Origin of the sequence: Virgisporangium ochraceum (assembly GCF_016863655.1) — a bacterium.
In the GTDB taxonomy this organism is placed as follows: Bacteria; Actinomycetota; Actinomycetes; order Mycobacteriales; family Micromonosporaceae; genus Virgisporangium; species Virgisporangium ochraceum.
Genome location: NZ_BOPH01000062.1, coordinates 151,686 through 169,544, shown reverse-complemented (window position 1 = coordinate 169,544; position 17,859 = coordinate 151,686). Strand labels below are relative to the sequence as shown.

The window sequence follows — 17,859 nt, the reverse complement described above, 5'->3', positions numbered from 1 at the left end:
GCGGCCCTACCCCGGCGCCGTCCAGGACCTGCGCCGGACGCTGCGGCGCCGGCGCCGCAGCCACAGGGCCACGCCCACCGCCGCCGCGGCGGCACCCAGAACGGCCAGCAGCGGCGCCAGCAGCCCGCGCACCCAGTCGGCCGCGCGCGCCGTGGCCGACGGAGGGTCGGCGCCGAACCGGCCGTCGGCCACGAGGTCACGGGCGAGGTCGACGTGGTGCGCGTCGGCGGGCAGGTCGACGAGCGGGGTCCGGCCGCCGCCGGGTTTCAGCGCGACCACGTGGGTGCGGCCGGGTGGACCGGTCCGCGGCCGGCCGACCGGCACCACCACCGGCTCCCGCACCTCGACCACCGCCGACCCGTCCGGCAGCCAGCCGAGCAGCCGCGGCATCCAGCCGGTGACCCGGTCGAAGTCGCTGACCCCGAACGACGGCAGGGCACCCGGGTTGCCGAACACCAGGCGGAACTCGCCGATCGGCTCGGTGAATGTCGCACAGGAGGGGTTGCATCCGGACACGGTCTGCCAGTAGGCGCGCAGCCCGTCGGGGTTGACAGCGGCCGGGCCGGCCAGCCGGTAGCGGAACTCCGGGGCGTAGAAGCCGCGCGACAGCGCCGTGGAGCCGCGCTCGTCGTACTCGACCTCGCCCGACCCGGTGCTCACCACGAAGTGGAACGCGTCGGGGGTGAACGTGACGTACGGCGGCACCGGGATGGTGCCGGCGAGCCGGCCGAGCTCCCACGACGACCCGGTGGCCGCGTCGTAGCGGGTGGTCCGGTGGCCGTCGGGGTCGTACAGCAGCAGATGGCGGCTGTCCGGCGCCCAGCCGAGGGGATGGCCGCCACCCGCCCGGCTCACCCGACCGGCGGCGAGGTCGATCACCGCCGTCTCGCCGTAGGGGATGTCCTCGGCACCCTCGACGGCTCCGGCCACGGCGAGCAGCCGGCCGTCGGGCGACAGGTGCGCCCCGTCGCCGGCCTCGACCTCGACGAGCCCGTCGACCAGGCGGTACCGGCCGTCGCGGCTCACCGCCAGCGTGCGGCCCTCGAAGTTGTCGAACACGTCGCTGCCGCCGTACCCGGTGGCGATGAGCGCGGCCGCACCGGCCGGCGCGTCGGTCGCCTGTGCCTGCCGCGGCCACGGTCGCTGCACCGCCGACGGGATCGCGGGGCCGGTGTCCGCCGGGCGGGCGCTCTCCGCGTCCAGCGTCGAGGTGACCGGGAGCAGCAGCCCGACCAGCACGAGCGCGGCCGTCGCCGCGCCGACGGCCTGCCGGCGCCGGTGCCGGCGCATCCCGCGCCGCCAGAGGTCGGGGGGTGGCAGCGGCGCCGGAGCCTCGTCGGCGAGGGTCCGGAGCGCGTCGGACAGCCTGGTCACCGCAGCACCTCCCGGTCGGGGTCGCGGTCGTCGATCAGGTAAGGGGCGAGGTCGCGGAGCCGGGCCAGCGCGTCGCGCGCCTGGCTCTTCACCGTGCCGACCCGGATGCCCAGCACCTCGGCGGTCTGGGCCTCGGTGAGGTCCTCGAAGTACCGCAGGACGATCACCGCCCGCTGTCGCGGGGCGAGCGTGGCGAGGGCCTCGCGGACGGCGAGTGCCGCCACCAGATCGTCGGCGCCGTCGGCCGCGACGGGCTCCCGGTGGATCGGCCCGCTCTCGGACACTGTCCGTTTACTTCTTCGCCATCTGCCGACATGCTCGGTGTAGAGGACCCGGCGTACGTATGGGTCCGGGTCGCCGTCGGCAGCCAGTCGACGCCAACGTCCGACTACTTTGAGTAACGCCTGTTGCACCAGATCCTGGGCGTGGTGATGGTCGCCGGTGAGGAGGTAGGCAATGCGGTACAGCGCTTGGCCGCGTTGTCTAACATAGGTCTCGAACGATCTTTGCTGGTCCATCCCACCTCCCGCCTGTTACACGCTCGGTGCATCATGATTGGAGGGGCAACCTGTGGGATCACCCGGGAGTCGGACGTGACGTCTGGGCCATCGTGTCCGTAATATGCCCAGGGGGTGCGCGAGCGGACTGCGTTTGTATGGCTGTCCGTTGCCACCCCTTACCCAGCAGTGCGTCCAGGAGGCGGTGATAGATGGGGCCCGTGCCTGCCGATCGGCCGCCCGTCCCCAAGGCACTGAAGATTCTCGTAGCGGGAGCCTTCGGTGTCGGAAAGACGACACTTGTCGGGGCAGTCAGCGAGATCTATCCGCTGAACATCCTCGGGATGAGTGAGGACACGCCGACCCCGGTCGACCTCGGACGGATCACGGTCGACCACGACATCGTGGTCTACCTCTTCGGTGCCCCCGAACTGGACCATCCGACGCTGCCCAACCCGGAGCAGATCTGGGTCATGTGGGACGAGCTGGCCGCCGGGGCGCTCGGCGCCGTGGTGCTCGCCGACATCCACCACCTGGCCGACTGCGCCGTCGCCGTCGACTACTTCCGCCGGCTGCGCATCCCGTTCCTGGTGGCGGTCAACAGCTTCGACGGCCGGTACTACTACAGCGCGTCACAGGTCCGCAACGCGATGGACCTCGACCCGTTCGTGCCGGTCGTCATGTGCGACCCGCGCGACCGGCACTCGGTCAAGGGCGTGCTCGTCTCGCTGGTCGAGCACGTGATCTGGACGCCCAGGCTCCCGTCCTGGAACTGATGGGCTAGCTCGCCGGAACCGCCGCTGTCCCCGTCAGCACGGGGGTGGTGGCGGCGGCCGGGAGCCGCGCGACCACCTCGAGCCCGCCGCCGGCCCGCGCCACCGCGCTCACCGTGCCGCCGTGGGCGTCGCACACCGCGCGCACGATCGACAGGCCGAGCCCCGAGCCGCGGGCGCCGGTCCGCTCCCGACCGCCGCGGCGGAACGGCTCGAACAGCGCCGGCACGTCAGCCGGGTCGACCTCGAAGCCGGTGTTGCCCACCACCAGCCAGGAGTGCGTGGCGTCGGACCCGGTGCGCACCCACAGCCGGCCGTGCAGGTGGTTGTAGCGCACCGCGTTCTCGATGAGGTTGCCGGCCAACCGCTCCAGCAGGCTCGAGTCGCCGACGACCGGTGCGGGCGCCAGGTCCTGCTGCACCTCGATGCTGGTCCGCCGGATCTCCGGGCCCACCGCCGACAGCGCCGCCGCGGCGCCGGCGGCCAGGTCGGCGGGCAGCTTGCGGGCCAGCCGGCGACCCGCCTGCGCCTCCGTGCGGGCGAGCAGCAGCAGCGCCTCGACCAGCGCGTTCGCCCGGATCGAGGCGTCGCGGACCACCGTGCCCATCCGCCGGAACTCGGCCACGTCGGCGTCCTTGTCGCCGAGGGTCACCTCGACCTCGGTGCGCATCACGGCCAGCGGCGTGCGCAACTCGTGCGAGGCGTTGGCCACGAACCGCTTCTGGGTGTCGAACGCGGCCGCGATCCGGTCGAGCATCGCGTCGAACGTGTCGGCCAGCTCGGCGACCTCGTCCTCCGGTCCGGTGTAGCTGATCCGCTGGTCGAGGGTCTCGCCGGACAGGCGCCGGGCCGTCGTGGTGACGCGGTGCAGCGGACGCAGGGCCCGGCCGGCCAGCACGTACCCGCCGGCCACCCCGAAGCCGGTGGTCGCCACGAGGGCCACCGCGCCGAACGCGAGCGTCTCCCGTTTGGCGTCGCGGGCCCGCTCGCGCTGCCAGCTCGACGCGTCGACCCCGGTGCCGTCGGCGCGGACCAGTTTGGTGCCGGCCGGCGGGTTGTTGGAGTCGACGGCCTTGCCGACGATCAGCCACGCCAGCAGCACCAGGAAGGCGCCGCCGATGAGCAGCAGGATCCCGGCGAGCAGGGCCAGCCGCAGCCGCAGGGTCAGCCGCATCCTGCCCGTCCCGCGGGCGTCGTAGACCGTCATCTCACGCCCGCAACCGGTAGCCCGCGCCGACCACTGTTTCTATGAGCGGTGGCTCGCCGAGCTTCTTGCGCAACGTCATCATCGTCACCCGCACCGTGGTGGTGAACGGGTCGGCGTTGGCGTCCCAGACCCGTTCCAGCAGCTCCTCGCTGGAGACCACGGCCGGATGCGCCTTGAGCAGCTCCTCCAGCAGGCCGAATTCCTTGCGGGTCAGGTCGAGCGGCTTGCCGCCCCGCTCGACCGTGCGGCGGCCCTGGTCGAGCACGAGGTCGGCGACGGAGAGCACCGGCGGCGCCGCCGGGGTGGCCCGCCGGCCGAGCGCCTGCACCCGGGCCACCAGCTCGTCGAAGGCGAACGGCTTGGGCAGGTAGTCGTCGGCGCCGAGCTGCAGGCCCTCGACCCGGTCGGCGACGCTGCCGCTCGCGGTGAGCATCAGCACGCGGGTCAGCGCGCCCGACTCGACGAGCGCCGCGCAGATCTCGTCGCCGTGCATGCCGGGCAGGTCGCGGTCGAGCACCACGACGTCGTACCGGGTCACCATCGCCAGCTCGTGCCCCTCGGAGCCGTTGTACGACACGTCGACCGCCATCCCGTGCCGCCGCAGCCCCCGGGCGATCGCGTCGGCCAGGTTGCGCTCGTCTTCGACCACCAGTACCCGCATGCGGCGATTATCGACGGCCGTTGCGGGTCAGCGGGAGGGGACCACGCGCCAGACCAGGATCTCGCCCGAGCGCACCGAGCACGCGACGTGCGTCGCGACGCTCTGGCAGGAGCGCTGACCGGCCGCCTGGAACTCGCCGAGCGGGTAGGCGACGCCGGTCTCCATGTTCAGCGTGGCCAGGCGCCAGTCGAGCCCGCCGTCACGGTGCAGGATCGGCGTCCAGTCGGCGTAGCGCTGGCTCACCAGGTCCCAGCCGAGGTGCCGGTGCAGCACCTTCCCGGTGGCGGCGTCGGACACCGCGACCTGCAGGTTGGTGCCGACGTTGACGTGGCCGAGGAACCGGCGGTCGGTGCCGGAGAGCACGTGCGGCCAGCCGACCCGGCGGACGTCGCGACCGGTCTGCGGATCGACTACCTGCGTGTCGGCGCCGTCGGCCAGGCAGATCCACGGGCCGCACGCCAGGGCCGGCGCCCACGTGGTGGTCGGCCGCGTCCAGCGCGGCTCGGCCGCGTCCGGACCGTATGCGACCAGGAGACCCGGCAGGGAGATGTAGGAGGCGCCCTCGGCGGGTTCCGCGCCGACCGCGAACACCATCGTGACGTCACCGACGCGCAGGCCGACCTGGAAGCCGGCGGCCGTGCCCGGCTGGGCCGGCGCCTCCGGACCCGGTGGCGCCGGTGGCACCGCCGAGATCGTGCGCCACCGCCCGGTGCGCAGGTCGAGCAGGTCGGCGGTGCCGTCGGCGCGGACCCGGGCCCGGGCGGCGACCCGGTTGCCGGCACCGTAGATCTCCAGCAGCCGCTCCCCCAGCGCCGGCGGCGGGATCATCGCGTGCCAGACCTCCCGCCCGGTGGCGGGGTCGATCCCGATGAGGTCGCGCATGCGCACGTTCGGGTCCGGCTCCACGGTGCCGCGGCCGATCACGAAGAGGCCGTCGGCGACCCCGTTGAGGTTGCCGTCGACGGTCCAGCGGACCCGACCGGTGGCGAGGTCCAGCCCGCCCACCTGGCCGGGCCACATGGGCGCGGCGACCGGCAGGACGCCGTCGATCGCGCTCGACGGGCCGGCCCGCTGGACCGGCGTCGCGGTGGCCCAGCGCAGCGTGCCGTCGAAGGTGTAGGCGCGCAGCACGCGGTCGTTGCCCGACTGCACCACCACGACGTCGCCCGCGATGAAGAACTCGTCGGCGCCGGAGCCCGGGATCCGGGCCGGACCCGCGAACCGCGCCGGCTGCGGCAGCGCCTCCGGACCGATGAGCAGCGCCGCGACCACCACGACCACGGCGCCGAAGGCAGTACCGGCCCGCGACCGGGACGGCTGCCGCCACCGCCGCAGCCACGACGGGCGGGGCCCGGCCGGTGGAGGCTCGTCCCGGCCGAGGTCACCGAGATCGATCAGGGCTTCTGCCACGGCGCCCGGCCCAGGGCGGAGGGGCGGCCGGCGCACGACGGGGCGCAGTCGGCCGGCAGCCGCCAGACCGACAGCTGCCCGTTGGTGTCGCGGCAGGCCAGGTACCGGCCGGCGGTGTCGCAGTTGGCGAACGGACCCGGTAGCACGGTCACAGTGTTGAACGTGCCGGCGGAAAGGTCCAGCTGCCAGAGGCGCCCCTCCTCGCCCTCCTCCTGGCTGGCCCGGCTCATCAGCGGATCGCCGTAGGTCCGGTTGAGCAGCTCGGCGTCGCGCAGCTCCGCGCCGGCGTCACCGGTGGCGAGGTCGTGGACCACGAACATGGGCGCCTCGGCCACCGGCGGCGCCTTCATGAACAACGCGTACCCGCTGCCGACCCGCAGCGGCCGCCCCGGTGCCCGCCAGCGCTCCGTTCCGTTCCCGCGGTCGAGCCCGACGGTCTCGGTCGCCGGTCCGAGGCACAGCACCGGCCCGCAGTCGCGGGCGGTGACGCCGTCGAGGTCGATGCGGTTGCTGCGCAACGGCGGTACGGTGTTCTGCCACAGCGGCCGCAGGCCCGGGATCTCGTGCGCGCTGATCTGCACGTAGGCCCGCGAGGAGGTGACCACGAGCAGCTGGTCGCCCGCACCGAGGATCCGCGTGGGCAGGGACGGCCGGGTGGTGCCGGCGGGGGTCTCGTACCGCCCCACGTCGCGGCCGGTGGTGAGGTCGTAGGTGGTCAGCACGCCGGCTTCGGCGATGGCCAGCCAGCTCGCCCGTCCGCCGGTGTTGACGCCGACCGCGAGGTTGACGGCCGCCGGCACGTCGATCTCCCAGCGCGTCTCGCCGGTGGCGAGGTCGAGCCCGATCCAGGTGGCCTGGGTGCCGGGCAGCGCGTCGAACCCGATGGTGGCCTCGGAGCAGCGCTGGGTCTGCTTGATGACGACCAGCGGGGCGCCCTCGACGAGCCAGAGCGGCGCGCCGCGGATCTCCCACCGGCGCTCGCCCGACGCCGCGTCGATGCCGTACGTCTGGAACGACGACCGCAGGCTGCACGACACCGGCGCGACGACGACCGTGTCGCCGGCCGGCTGCACGAGCATGCGCCGGGGTGGGGCGAACTCCCACCGCACCGCGCCGGTGTCGAGGTCGTAGGACGTGACCTGGGTGCCGCCGGGCCCCTCGACGGTGGCGAGGAGGTTGTCGCCGACGACCTGCGGCGAGTCGACCACTCCGGCCGCCGAGAAGACGAGCCGGGCGGCGGCGGCCGGCTGGGCCGCCGCCGTGACGCCCGCGGTGCAGCACGCCAGGATCAGCAGGACGACCATCCACGGGCTGGGCCGTGGTCGGCCGGTCGGTCCGAACTCGTCACCCTCGTCGTCGTGCCCCAGAACGCCTAATTCGATAACGATTGGGCCACTGGAACCTACCGATTCGGCCGCGAATTCCGGATGCACCTCACCATTGTGCTTCGGGCGAGGCGTTTCCACACGGCGCAGCGGCCAATATTGGCATCTATCGATCGGCGGCGGCCACGATGCCGGCCAGCCAGCCGGTGACCGTGCGGGACACGTCCTGGGCGGTGAGACCGAGATCGGTCAGCAGCTCCGGCCGCGTGCCGTGCGGGTACCAGTCGGGCTCGACACCCAGGTCACGCAGCGGAACGGTCGCGCCCGCGTCGCGCAGCGTCTTGGCGACCGCGTCGCCCACGCCGCCCGCGCGCACACCGTCTTCGATCGTGACCACCAGCCGGTGCGCTGTCGCCAACCCGACCAGCTCCACCGGGACCGGCCGCACCCACCGCGGGTCGACCACCGTGGCGCCGTAGCCCTGCTCGGCCAGCCGCGCCGCGGCCTCGACCGCGGTGTGCGCCATCGCGCCGACCGCGACGATCAGCACGTCCCTGCGGCCACCGTCGTCGCGCACGAGCACGTCGATCGGGCCGACCCGGTCGACGGCCGGCAGGTCGGCGGGCACCGCGCCGGTCGGGAACCGCACGATCGTCGGACCGTCCTCGACGGCGACCGCCTCCCGCAGCTCGGCGCGCAGGGTCGCCTGGTCGCGCGGTGCGGCGATGCGCAGCCCCGGCACCACGCCGAAGATCGACATGTCCCAGATGCCGTAGTGACTCGGCCCGTCGGGACCGGTGAGACCGGCCCGGTCGAGCACGAACGTCACCGGCAGCTTGTGCATCGCGACGTCGAGCAGTACCTGGTCGAAGGCGCGGTTGAGGAACGTCGCGTAGATCGCGACGACCGGATGCAGGCCGCCGATGGCCAGGCCCGCGGCGGACGTGGCGGCGTGCTGCTCGGCGATGCCGACGTCGTAGGCCCGCTCGGGATACTTCGCCATCAGCTTCGCGATGCCGGTGGGGCCGGCCATCGCGGCCGTGATGCCCACGATGTCGGGGCGCTCGTCGGCGATCGCCACCAGCTCGTCGGCGAACACGCCGGTCCACTTGAGCGACGACGGCGCGAGCGGCTTGCCGGTCTCCGGGTCGAACGTCGACGGGCTGTGCAGGCAGTCGGCCTCGTCGTCCTCGGCCGGCCGGTAGCCGTAGCCCTTGCGCGTGACGGCGTGGACGATCACCGGGCCGCCGAAGCCCTTCGCCCGGCTCAGCGCCGACTCCATCGCCGCCTGGTCATGGCCGTCGACCGGACCGACGTACTTGATGCCGAGATCCTCGAACATCGCCTGCGGCGCCACCGCGTCCTTGATGCCCCGCTTGACCGCGTGCAGCACCTCGTACAGCGGCGCGCCGACCAGCGGCGTGCGGCCCAGCGACTCCTTGACGAGGTCGAGCACCTTCTCGTAGCCGGGGTTCAGCCGCAGCGTCGACAGGTGCTCGGCGAGGCCGCCGATCGTGGGTGAGTAGCTGCGGCCGTTGTCGTTGACGACCATCACGACCGGGTTCTTCGCGGCGGCGATGTTGTTCAACGCCTCCCAGCACATGCCGCCGGTGAGCGCGCCGTCACCGACGACCGCGGCCACCCAGCGCTTCTCGCCGCGCAGGGCGAAGGCCTTGGACAGGCCGTCGGCGTAGGACAGCGCCGTCGAGGCGTGCGAGTTCTCGATGATGTCGTGTTCGCTCTCGGCCTGGCTCGGGTAGCCCGTTAGGCCACCACGCAGCCGCAGCATGTCGAACCCGTCCCGGCGGCCGGTGACGATCTTGTGGATGTACGCCTGGTGACCCGTGTCGAACAGGATCCGGTCCTTCGGGGAGTCGAAGACCCGGTGCAGGGCCAGCGTGATCTCGACGACGCCCAGGTTCGGCCCGAGATGTCCGCCGGTGCGGGCCACCTTGGCGACCAGGAAGTCGCGGATCTCCGCCGCGAGCAGAGTGACCTCTTCGACGCTGAGCGCCTTCAGGTCCTGGGGGCTGTCGATGCGGTCGATCAGGCGGGACTCGTCGGCGGTCATGAGCCACACGTCCACTGGGTCATGAGCGGCCAGTCTAGCCGCGTCGGCCATCGGCGCACCCCGGCCAAAGGGATCTCCCATGAATCTCCACAATCGTCGTGTCGAGGAACCGGGCCGGAAGGGACCACCGTGAAGTACCTGCCACCGCTCTACGGAAACCAGGAGAAACGGGACACGAGCCCGGCCGACGCGTCGACTGCGCGGGCGAGGAGCGGGCCCGGCCCCGGACCTATGAGCGGGTGAACAGACCGACGCACTCGACGTGGTGGGTCATCGGAAATGCGTCGAACGCCCGCAGCTCGGCCAGGTCGTAGCCGTGCTCCGCGAACGTCGCCACGTCGCGCGCGAACGCGGCCGGGTCGCAGGCCACGTACGCGACCGCGCGGGGACGGCGCCGGGCCACCTCCTCGACCACCGCCCGGCCGGCGCCCGACCGGGGCGGGTCGAGCACCACCACGTCGACCCAGCGCAGCGGCTGCCCGGCGAGGACCTTCCGCACGTCGCCCTCGACGAGGTGCACGTTCGGCTGGTCGGCGAGGCTGCGCCGGGCCGCGGCCACGCCGCGCGCGTCGCCCTCCACGGCGGTGACCCGGTCGACCACGTCGGCGAGCGCCGACGCGAACAGGCCCGCGCCCGAGTACAGGTCCCAGGCCCGCTCCCCCGGCTGCGGCGCCAGCAGGTCGAGCACGGTGGCGACCAGCACCGCCGGCGCCGACGGGTGCACCTGCCAGAACGCGTCGGCGTCGACCTCGAACACGCGGTCACCGAGCGCCTCGCGCACCGTGGCCGGACCGTCGACCACCCGGGCCCGGCCGGTACGCGACCGCCGGGTCAGCACCGACACGTCGCCCTCCGACGACGCGACCACCTCGACCGAGGCCAGGTCGGGCGACCACCGGTCGGCGAGCACACCGAGGGCGGCCGGCAGCGCGATCGGGCAGTCGTCGACGGGCACGACGCGATGGGACCGGAACGGGTGGAACCCCAGCCGGCCGTCGCGGCCGACCGCGTACTGCACGCGGGACCGCCAGCGAGGGGCGGTTCCACGCGAAGCTGCCCCTGGCAGATCGCCCCGTAGCGCGTCCACCCGCACTTCGACATCGGGACGGCGCGCGAGCCGCGCGAGCTGCTCGCGCACGACGGCGGCCTTCAGTTCGCGCTGAGCCTCGGACGACGCGTGTTGAAAGTCACATCCGCCGCAGACGCCGGGCCGGGCGAACGGGCACGGCGGTTCGACGCGGTCGGGCGAGGGCTCGAGGATCTCGACCGCGTCGGCGCGCCAGAAGCCGGCCTTGCGTTCGGTGACCGCGACGCGCACCCGCTCGCCCGGCAGCGCGTGCCGCACGAAGAGCACGGGACCGTCGTCGGGACGCGCGACGCAGTGGCCGCCGTGGGCCACCGGCCCGACCGTGACCTCCATCAGTCACGCTCCCGGGAGGCCTCGCCGCGGGGGCCGCGGGCCGGGCCGCGGGAGAACGTGGCGTCGAGACGCTCGATGTTGCGGTTCTCCAGCGACTTGAGCTGCCACGGGACGCTGGTGACCATCACGCCCGGCTCGAACAGCAGCCGGCCCTTCAGGCGCAGCGCGGACTGGTTGTGCAACAGGTTCTCCCACCAGCGGCCGACGACGTACTCCGGGATGTAGACGGTCACCACGTCGCGGGGCGAGTCGCGGCGCAGCGACTTGACGTAGTCGATGATCGGGCGGGTGATCTCCCGGTACGGGGAGTCGACCACGGTCAGCGGCACCGGGATCTCCCGGCGCTCCCACTCCTCCTGGAGGTGGCGCGTGTCGGCGTCGTCGACGTTCACGGTGACGCCCGTGAGCGTGTCCGGCCGCGTCGCGCGGGCGTAGGCCACCGCCCGCAGCGTGGGCAGGTGCAGCTTGCTGACGAGGACCACGGCGTGGTTGCGGCTGGGCAGCATCGGCCGCTCGTCGGTGGGGGTCAGCTCCATCGCGACGGTGTCGTAGTGCCGTTTGATGCTCAGCATGATCGCGTAGATCACCGCCATCGCCGCGATCGCGATCCACGCGCCGAGCAGGAACTTGGTGATCAGCACGATCACGAGCACGATGCCGGTGAGCGTCAGGCCGAACATGTTGATCGACCGGCTCCGGATCATGCGGCGGCGGACCTTCGGGTCGCGCTCGGTGCGCAGCAGCCGGTTCCAGTGCCGCACCATGCCGGTCTGCGACAGCGTGAAGGACACGAACACCCCCACGATGTACAGGTTGATCAGCCGGGTGATCTCGGCCTCGAACGCCACGATCAGCACGCACGCGGCGATGGCGAGGGTGATGATGCCGTTGGAGAACGCCAGCCGGTCGCCGCGGGTGTGCAGCTGGCGCGGCAGGTACCGGTCCTGGGCCAGGATCGAGCCGAGCACCGGGAACCCGGAGAACGCCGTGTTCGCCGCCAGGAACAGGATCAGCGCGGTCATGCCGGCCACGACCAGCACCAGGATGGTGCCCGAGCCGAAGACGGTCTCGGCCAGCTGCACCGTCACGGTCTTCTGCACGTAGTCGCCGATGTTCAGGATCTGGTCGGCCGGCGTCTCCACGAACTGCAGACCGGTGTCGCGGGCCAGCGTCACGATCCCGATGATCATCGTGATCGCGACGGCGCCGAGCAGCAGCAGCGTCGTCGCGGCGTTGCGGCTCTTCGGTGGCTTGAACGCCGGGACCCCGTTGGAGATCGCCTCCACGCCGGTGAGCGCCGCACAGCCCGACGAGAACGTCCGCAGGAGCAGGAACGCGAACGCGAACTGGGTGAGGTCCTCGTGCCCGGGCTCGGGAACCACCTCCAGGCCGGCGCTGGGCGCCTGCAGGTCCTGGCCGAAGAGGTGGATCCGGACGAACCCGGTGAGCAGCATCCCCAGGATCACGATCATGAACCCGTAGGTCGGGATCGCGAACGCCGCGCCGGCCTCCTTGATGCCGCGCAGGTTCATCGCCGTGAGCACCGCGACCGCGATCACCGCGATCAGCACCTTGTGGGTGGCGACGAACGGCACCACCGAGCCCAGGTTCGCCACCCCCGACGACACCGACACCGCCACCGTGAGGACGTAGTCGACGAGCAGCGCGCTCGCCACCGCCACCCCGAACTTCGGACCGAGGTTGACCGTGGCAACCTCGTAGTCGCCGCCGCCGGACGGGTACGCGTGCACGTTCTGCCGGTACGACGCCACCACCGTGACCATCACGACGGCCACCGCCAGGGCCACCCACGGCGACCACATGTAGGCCGCCGCGCCTGCGATGGACAAGGTGAGCAGGATCTCGTCGGGCGCGTACGCCACCGACGACAGCGCGTCGGACGCGAACACCGGCAGCGCGATGCGCTTCGGGAGCAGCGTGTGCTGCAGCCGGTCCGACCGGAAGGGGCGGCCGACGAGCAGCCGTTTGAGGATCGAGGTGGGACTCGGCACGAGTCACCAGAGTACGCCCGTACACACACGGAACACGCGCGCATGGGATGCTCCCCAGTGGGTTCACCGGGGATTCGGAAAGGGCGTCTCGTGCACGTTGTGATCATGGGCTGCGGCCGGGTCGGTTCGACCCTGGCGCAGAGCCTGGAACGCCGCGGCAACACGGTCGCGGTGATCGACGTGAACGCCGACGCGTTCCGGCGCCTCGGCGCCGACTTCCAGGGCCTTACCATCACCGGCGTCGGGTTCGACCGCGACATCCTCGTCAACGCCGGCATCGAGCGGGCAGACGCGTTCGCGGCCGTCTCCAACGGCGACAACTCCAACATCATCGCCGCCCGGGTGGCCCGCGAGACGTTCGGCGTCGAGCGCGTCGTCGCCCGCATCTACGACGCCAAACGGGCCGAGGTCTACGAGCGGCTCGGCATCCCGACGGTGGCCACCGTCCGCTGGACGGCCGACCGCATGCTCCGCCACATCGTGCGCGACGACCTCCTCGAGATCTGGCGCGACCCGACGAGCACGATCGCGATCGTGGAGATCCCGCTGCACCCCGGCTGGATCGGGCGGGCGGTGCGGGCCCTGGAGGAGGCGTCCGGTGCCCGTGTGGCGTACGTGATGCGCTTCGGCGCGAGCGTGCTGCCCACCGCCTCGATGGCCCTCCAGGACAGCGACCAGGTGTTCATGCTGGTCGACGACACCATCGCCGGCTCGGTCCGCAAGATCACGGCGGCTCCGCCCGAGGAGAGGCACGCATGAGGATCGCGATCGCCGGAGCCGGCAACGTCGGGCGCTCGATCGCCCAGGAGCTCATCGAGAACGGGCACCAGGTGATGCTCATCGAGCGCGACGCGGCCACGCTGCGCCCCGAGCGGGTGCCGCAGGCCGAATGGATCCTCGCCGACGCCTGCGAGCTGTCGAGCCTGCAGGAGGCCGACCTCTCCGGGTGCGACGTCGTGGTCGCCGCCACCGGCGACGACAAGGTCAACCTGGTGGTGTCGCTGCTGGCGAAGACCGAGTTCGCGGTCAACCGGGTCGTCGCCCGGGTGAACCGGGCCGAGAACGAGTGGCTGTTCACCGAGCAGTGGGGCGTCGACGTCTCGGTCAGCAAGCCGCGTCTCATGGCCGCGCTGGTCGAGGAGGCGGTGAGCGTCGGCGACCTGGTGCGCCTCATGACGTTCCGGCAGAGCGAGGCCAACCTCGTGGAGATCACGCTGCCAGAGACCGCGCCGTTCGTGGGACGCCCGGTGCGCGACGTGCCGCTGCCACCGGACGCGGCGCTCGTGGCGATCCTGCGCGGCAAGCGCGTGCTCGTGCCCACCCCCGACGCCCCGCTGGAGAGCGGCGACGAGCTGGTGTTCGTGTGCACGGCCGCGGTGGAGGAGGCGGTGCGGATCGTGGTGCTGGGAGCCGACAGCGTCGAGAAGACGCGGGCGTCTACACCGCCCCGGGCTGCTGGTGCCGGGTCACGCGCCGCACGGACCAAACCGTGATCGCGAGCAGGATCGCGTAGGGCGGCCAGCCGAGCGCGATCCGGGCGATGCCGAGCAGCGACTCCTCGTTGGCGAGGTACAGCCCGTACTGGATGCCGACCTTCGCGATGTAGACGGTCGCCCACAGCACGGTGAGCCAGCCGAACGCCTTCAGCAGCACCGGGTCCTCGCGCCAGCGGGTCTTCCCGCCGTCGAGCACCACCGACCAGATCCAGCCGACCAGCGGCCAGCGGAACACCGCCGACAGGATCAGCGCCACCGCGTAGCCGGCGCTGATGAGGATGCCGGGCAGGTAGAAGTCGCGGGCGTCGCCGCTGCGCCAGGCGATGAACGCGCCGACGAAGATGCCGAACAGCCCGTTGACCGCGTGCCGCACCGACTGCCGGCGGATGAGCCGGAACACGGCGATGAGCAGGCCCGACGAGACCGCGACGATGATCGCCGGCCGCAGCTCGAGGATGATGTTCGCGATCACGAACACCGTTACCGGGATGCTGGACTCGACCAGCCCGCGCCAACCGCCGAGCTGCTCGGCCAGCTGCTCGGAGAACGGCGGGAGCTCGCCCGACCCGTTCGGGGATACCGGATCTTCCGCCGTGCGCTCGGGCCGCGTCATGTGACCGCTTCCAGCTCGTAGTACGGGTTGTAGATGACCTTGCGCTTCTCCCGGACGGCGATCCGTCCCTTGGCCGTGATCGCGGCGCCGGGCTGGATGCCCGGAATGTGCCGACGGCCCAGCCAGACCAGCGTGACCAGGTCGCTGCCGTCGTAGAGCTCGGCCTCGAGGGTCGGCAGCGTGGTGCGCGGCGTGTACACGACGGTACGCAGCCGCCCCGTGACCGTGGCCAGTTCGCCGCGCCGGACGTCGCACACCGGCGTACAACCGACCTTGGCGGCGTCGCGCTGCAGCTCCTCCGCCTCGATCTCCTCCTCGGACGCGAACATCCGCCGGAAGAACCTGCTCACCGGGTTGGGGCGCTCATCAGTGGCCATGGCGGTGTCGTCATCCCCTCGTGGCCGGCTGGGACGACCACTCCATCCATCATCGCGGTTCACGGCCACAAAGCCAGTGTCACCCGCGGCGAGGACGGGGCGAAGGACGGCGGCGGGTGCCCGCCTGGCCACCGCGACCCGCCGGGGCCGGCTTGCGGGGCTCCGCCGGTGCGGCCTCCTCGACCGGGTCGGCCGCCGCCTGCTGGGCCTGCGCCTGCTCGGCCAGGTCCTTCGGCAGCGTCAACGGCAGCGGCTCGCGCACCGGCATCGCGGCACCGCCGCGGTCGACCACCAGGCCGTGCAGCACCGCGTCGAGGGGCGCGGCCGCGGTCGGGTCGGTCGCCGCCGGCCCCTGGTAGACCGCGCGCACCATCCACCGCGGCCCGTCGACGCCGACGAACCGGATGTCGGTGAGCCCGTCGGGGGTCCGCACCCGCGCCCGCAGCTCCGGCCCGTACTCGCCGGTGCCGTCCTCGGCCGCCACGCCGTCGCTGAAGAGCTGCTTGCGGATGTCCTCGCGGACCTCGTCCCAGATGCCCTCGGAGCGCGGCGCGGCGAACACGCCCAGCTGCAGCACGCTCTCACCGCTGGCCAGCAGCACCTGCTGGATCTGGCCGTCGGGGTCGGCCTGCACCCGCAGCTCGACGCCCTTGGGCACGGGCACGTGCAGGCTGCCCAGGTCGAGCCCGCCGAACCCGTCGGGTGCGTCGGAGATGTCCCACGGACCCTGTTCGGCGTCGTCGTCGTCGACGACGTCTTCGACGTCGTCGTACTGGGCCACCTCGTCACGCTCGCGCCGCGGCGCCGCGTGGCGGCCACTGTCCCGCTTCCGCGAGAAGATCACCTTGTGCCTCCGAAAGACTGCGCTTATTGCCCGGGCAAGCCCGAGTGTCCACCGGTCGAACCGTGACCACCAGCGCCCCGACTGGAATCGGCCAGCTCGTCGACGGGGACGAACCGGGCCCGCTCCACCCGCTGAACGACCAGTTGGGCGATCCGGTCACCCCGGGAGATCTTCGCCACGTTAACGCGGTCGTGGTTGATCAGGTTGACCAGGATCTCCCCGCGGTACCCGGAGTCGACCGTTCCCGGCGCGTTGAGCACCGTGACCCCCAGCCGGGCGGCCAGCCCCGAACGCGGGTGCACCAGCCCGACGTACCCGTCGGGCAGCTCGATCGCCACCCCGGTCGGCACCAGCGCCCGCTCGCCGGGTGCCAGCTCGACCTCGCGGGCCGCGAGGAGGTCGGCACCGGCGTCGCCGGGGTGCGCGTAGGCGGGCACCGGCAGGTCCGGGTCGAGGCGGCGCAGCGGCACCGGGACGCTTTCGGACACGTGCGGGTTCCTTCCGGATCGGGATGGTCGGACCCACTCTGCCACTGGCCCGGTACGGCCTCGCACGTACCCTCTATCCCGTGTACCGCGAACGCCTCGGTGTGCCCCTCTGGTGGTGGCTGGCGGCGCCGGCCACGGCCGCGCTGCTCGCGGCCGAGGTGTACCTGGGTGCGCCCGGGTACGCGACGATCCTGCCGTACGTGGTGCTCGTGCCCGCCGTCGTGGGCGTGCTCTGGTGGGCCGGTCGCGTCCGCGTCGCGGTCACCGCAGACGAGCTTCAGGTGGACGACGCGCGCCTGCCCCTGCGGTACGTCGGCGCCGTGACGCCGCTGAGCGCGCTGCAGACGCGCGATCTCCTCGGCCCGGGGGCCGAGCCCTACGCGTTCGTGGTCCAGCGGCCCTGGGTGGGCACAGCGGTACGGGTCGATCTGGACGACCCCGACGACCCGACGCCCTACTGGGTGGTCAGCAGCCGCCGCGCCACCGAACTCGCCGCAGCAATCGACGCAGCCCGCGTGGGGTCAGGGCGCTAGCTCCCGCTGTTTCGCGGCGAGATCCTCGCGGATCTTCTCGCCCAGCGACTGGGTGGCCTTGCGGTTCAGGAAGCCCGCGACGGCCGCGCCGGTGAGCAGCGGGCCCAGGGTGGTGAGGTTGCGGCCCATCCGCTTGAGCAGCCGGTCGCGCAGCTCCTTGCGGGCGGCCACCCCGAGGGCCGTGGTGATGCCCCGGCCGGGCGCCAGCGGGTTGACGCCGCGCTGCTGTGCCCACGCCTGCACCAGCTCGACGGCGCGCTGGGCGCCGGTGCCGGGCACCGGCTGCCGGTAGACCTCGTGCAGCTCGCCGATGAGCTTCATCTCGACGGCCACGACCGCCACGGTCTCGGCCGCCAGCAGCACCGGCGCGGAGAGCAGCGTCGGTGTGGCGACCCACTCGACCGCCGCGACCCCACCGCCGGCCGCGCCGATCCCCGCGGTGACCCGGGACGCGTTGCGCACCAGCCGCTCGGCCAGCCGCTCGCCGTCGAGGCCGTCGTAGTGCCGGCGCAGCGTCTCCAGGTCGCGGACCGGCAGGTGCGGCACGATGTCGGCGATCGCGTCGGCCATCCACGCGGCCGCCTTCTTCGGCTTGAACAGGTCCCGGACACCCTGCTTGGCTGTCTGATCCCTGACAAGCCGGCCCAGCAGCTTTCGCCGCCGGGCCGGTTGGACATCTTCTTCAGCTAGCTCTTTGACGGTCTCGGTCAGGTCCGGATCCGGCTCTGCCATGTCGCGCCTCCTGCGAGTCGGTCGGT

The 17,859-nt window shown here is 72.6% G+C and carries 18 protein-coding genes; 4 read left to right on the top strand and 14 right to left on the bottom strand.

The features are described 5' to 3' along the window. Positions 1–6: 6 nt before the first annotated feature. Both Voc01_RS22450 and Voc01_RS22445 read right to left on the bottom strand, forming a co-directional pair. A complete protein-coding gene (locus tag Voc01_RS22450) occupies positions 7–1,374 on the bottom strand; it encodes a YncE family protein (RefSeq protein ID WP_203929462.1) in 1,368 nt (455 codons plus the stop codon). Then, positions 1,371–1,892 (bottom strand): SigE family RNA polymerase sigma factor, encoded by a 522-nt coding sequence (locus tag Voc01_RS22445; protein WP_203929461.1) that lies wholly within the window; start codon positions 1,890–1,892, stop codon positions 1,371–1,373. The genes Voc01_RS22450 and Voc01_RS22445 overlap by 4 nt, the downstream gene beginning before the upstream one ends. 191 nt (positions 1,893–2,083) lie before the next feature. On the opposite strand from Voc01_RS22445, the gene Voc01_RS22440 reads away from it, so the two are divergent. Then, positions 2,084–2,647, top strand: coding sequence for a GTP-binding protein (locus Voc01_RS22440; RefSeq protein WP_203929460.1), 564 nt, complete (start codon positions 2,084–2,086; stop codon positions 2,645–2,647). Between the two features lie 4 nt (positions 2,648–2,651). Here the strand turns inward: Voc01_RS22440 and Voc01_RS22435 are convergent, their stop codons facing one another. The 7 genes from Voc01_RS22435 to Voc01_RS22405 all read right to left on the bottom strand — a co-directional run bounded on the left by Voc01_RS22435 (position 2,652) and on the right by Voc01_RS22405 (position 12,750). Next, positions 2,652–3,851 carry a sensor histidine kinase gene (locus tag Voc01_RS22435; protein ID WP_203929459.1) on the bottom strand — a complete coding sequence of 400 codons (1,200 nt, stop codon included), beginning with the start codon at positions 3,849–3,851 and terminating at the stop codon, positions 2,652–2,654. A gap of 1 nt (position 3,852) precedes the next feature. Further along, positions 3,853–4,512: a response regulator transcription factor gene (locus Voc01_RS22430; protein WP_203929458.1), complete on the bottom strand. Its 660-nt coding sequence runs from the start codon at positions 4,510–4,512 to the stop codon at positions 3,853–3,855. A gap of 27 nt (positions 4,513–4,539) precedes the next feature. Continuing rightward, entirely contained in the window at positions 4,540–5,922 is a 1,383-nt protein-coding gene (locus Voc01_RS22425) for an outer membrane protein assembly factor BamB family protein (RefSeq protein WP_203929457.1), read from the bottom strand. Next, complete coding sequence (locus tag Voc01_RS22420; RefSeq protein WP_203929456.1) at positions 5,907–7,226, bottom strand: outer membrane protein assembly factor BamB family protein; 1,320 nt, start codon at positions 7,224–7,226, stop codon at positions 5,907–5,909. Before Voc01_RS22420 ends, Voc01_RS22425 begins: the two co-directional genes overlap by 16 nt. Before the next feature lie 187 nt (positions 7,227–7,413). Then, the gene (gene dxs, locus Voc01_RS22415; RefSeq protein WP_203929455.1) at positions 7,414–9,318 is read right to left on the bottom strand and encodes a 1-deoxy-D-xylulose-5-phosphate synthase; all 1,905 of its coding nucleotides are present in this window, start codon (positions 9,316–9,318) and stop codon (positions 7,414–7,416) included. Between the two features lie 229 nt (positions 9,319–9,547). Then, positions 9,548–10,738 (bottom strand): class I SAM-dependent RNA methyltransferase, encoded by a 1,191-nt coding sequence (locus Voc01_RS22410; RefSeq protein WP_203929454.1) that lies wholly within the window; start codon positions 10,736–10,738, stop codon positions 9,548–9,550. Beyond that, on the bottom strand, positions 10,738–12,750 hold the full coding sequence (locus Voc01_RS22405) for an APC family permease (RefSeq protein WP_203929453.1): 2,013 nt from the start codon (positions 12,748–12,750) through the stop codon (positions 10,738–10,740). The genes Voc01_RS22410 and Voc01_RS22405 overlap by 1 nt, the downstream gene beginning before the upstream one ends. 90 nt (positions 12,751–12,840) lie before the next feature. On the opposite strand from Voc01_RS22405, the gene Voc01_RS22400 reads away from it, so the two are divergent. Beyond that, positions 12,841–13,509, top strand: a complete 669-nt coding sequence (locus Voc01_RS22400) for a potassium channel family protein (protein WP_203929452.1) — start codon at positions 12,841–12,843, stop codon at positions 13,507–13,509. After that, positions 13,506–14,243: a potassium channel family protein gene (locus Voc01_RS22395; protein ID WP_203929451.1), complete on the top strand. Its 738-nt coding sequence runs from the start codon at positions 13,506–13,508 to the stop codon at positions 14,241–14,243. Before Voc01_RS22400 ends, Voc01_RS22395 begins: the two co-directional genes overlap by 4 nt. Here the strand turns inward: Voc01_RS22395 and Voc01_RS22390 are convergent. From Voc01_RS22390 to dut, 4 genes are all read right to left on the bottom strand, one after another. After that, the gene (locus tag Voc01_RS22390; RefSeq protein ID WP_203929450.1) at positions 14,188–14,859 is read right to left on the bottom strand and encodes a DUF3159 domain-containing protein; all 672 of its coding nucleotides are present in this window, start codon (positions 14,857–14,859) and stop codon (positions 14,188–14,190) included. The genes Voc01_RS22395 and Voc01_RS22390 overlap by 56 nt on opposite strands. After that, positions 14,856–15,236 carry an OB-fold nucleic acid binding domain-containing protein gene (locus tag Voc01_RS22385; RefSeq protein ID WP_203929449.1) on the bottom strand — a complete coding sequence of 127 codons (381 nt, stop codon included), beginning with the start codon at positions 15,234–15,236 and terminating at the stop codon, positions 14,856–14,858. Before Voc01_RS22385 ends, Voc01_RS22390 begins: the two co-directional genes overlap by 4 nt. A gap of 79 nt (positions 15,237–15,315) precedes the next feature. Then, positions 15,316–16,080 carry a DUF3710 domain-containing protein gene (locus tag Voc01_RS22380; RefSeq protein ID WP_203929448.1) on the bottom strand — a complete coding sequence of 255 codons (765 nt, stop codon included), beginning with the start codon at positions 16,078–16,080 and terminating at the stop codon, positions 15,316–15,318. A 23-nt stretch (positions 16,081–16,103) separates the two neighbouring features. Beyond that, positions 16,104–16,568, bottom strand: a complete 465-nt coding sequence (gene dut / locus Voc01_RS22375; RefSeq protein WP_203929447.1) for a dUTP diphosphatase — start codon at positions 16,566–16,568, stop codon at positions 16,104–16,106. A 23-nt stretch (positions 16,569–16,591) separates the two neighbouring features. Between dut and Voc01_RS22370 the strand changes: the two genes are divergently transcribed. Next, on the top strand, positions 16,592–17,101 hold the full coding sequence (locus tag Voc01_RS22370; protein WP_203929446.1) for a DUF3093 domain-containing protein: 510 nt from the start codon (positions 16,592–16,594) through the stop codon (positions 17,099–17,101). Here the strand turns inward: Voc01_RS22370 and Voc01_RS22365 are convergent. After that, the gene (locus Voc01_RS22365) at positions 17,090–17,833 is read right to left on the bottom strand and encodes a hypothetical protein (RefSeq protein ID WP_203929445.1); all 744 of its coding nucleotides are present in this window, start codon (positions 17,831–17,833) and stop codon (positions 17,090–17,092) included. The genes Voc01_RS22370 and Voc01_RS22365 overlap by 12 nt on opposite strands. Positions 17,834–17,859: the final 26 nt, after the last annotated feature.

Bases quoted from the DNA above. Each gene is read 5' to 3' on its own strand.
- Voc01_RS22440 (WP_203929460.1), top strand. From the start codon at position 2,084: ATGGGGCCCGTGCCTGCCGATCGGCCGCCCGTCCCCAAGGCACTGAAG.
- Voc01_RS22390 (WP_203929450.1), bottom strand. From the start codon at position 14,859: ATGACGCGGCCCGAGCGCACGGCGGAAGATCCGGTATCCCCGAACGGG.
- Voc01_RS22365 (WP_203929445.1), bottom strand. From the start codon at position 17,833: ATGGCAGAGCCGGATCCGGACCTGACCGAGACCGTCAAAGAGCTAGCT.
- Voc01_RS22410 (WP_203929454.1), bottom strand. From the start codon at position 10,738: ATGGAGGTCACGGTCGGGCCGGTGGCCCACGGCGGCCACTGCGTCGCG.
- Voc01_RS22445 (WP_203929461.1), bottom strand. From the start codon at position 1,892: ATGGACCAGCAAAGATCGTTCGAGACCTATGTTAGACAACGCGGCCAA.
- Voc01_RS22370 (WP_203929446.1), top strand. From the start codon at position 16,592: ATGGTCGGACCCACTCTGCCACTGGCCCGGTACGGCCTCGCACGTACC.
- Voc01_RS22385 (WP_203929449.1), bottom strand. From the start codon at position 15,236: ATGGCCACTGATGAGCGCCCCAACCCGGTGAGCAGGTTCTTCCGGCGG.
- dxs (WP_203929455.1), bottom strand. From the start codon at position 9,318: ATGACCGCCGACGAGTCCCGCCTGATCGACCGCATCGACAGCCCCCAG.
- Voc01_RS22420 (WP_203929456.1), bottom strand. From the start codon at position 7,226: ATGGTCGTCCTGCTGATCCTGGCGTGCTGCACCGCGGGCGTCACGGCG.
- Voc01_RS22395 (WP_203929451.1), top strand. From the start codon at position 13,506: ATGAGGATCGCGATCGCCGGAGCCGGCAACGTCGGGCGCTCGATCGCC.
- Voc01_RS22435 (WP_203929459.1), bottom strand. From the start codon at position 3,851: ATGACGGTCTACGACGCCCGCGGGACGGGCAGGATGCGGCTGACCCTG.
- Voc01_RS22430 (WP_203929458.1), bottom strand. From the start codon at position 4,512: ATGCGGGTACTGGTGGTCGAAGACGAGCGCAACCTGGCCGACGCGATC.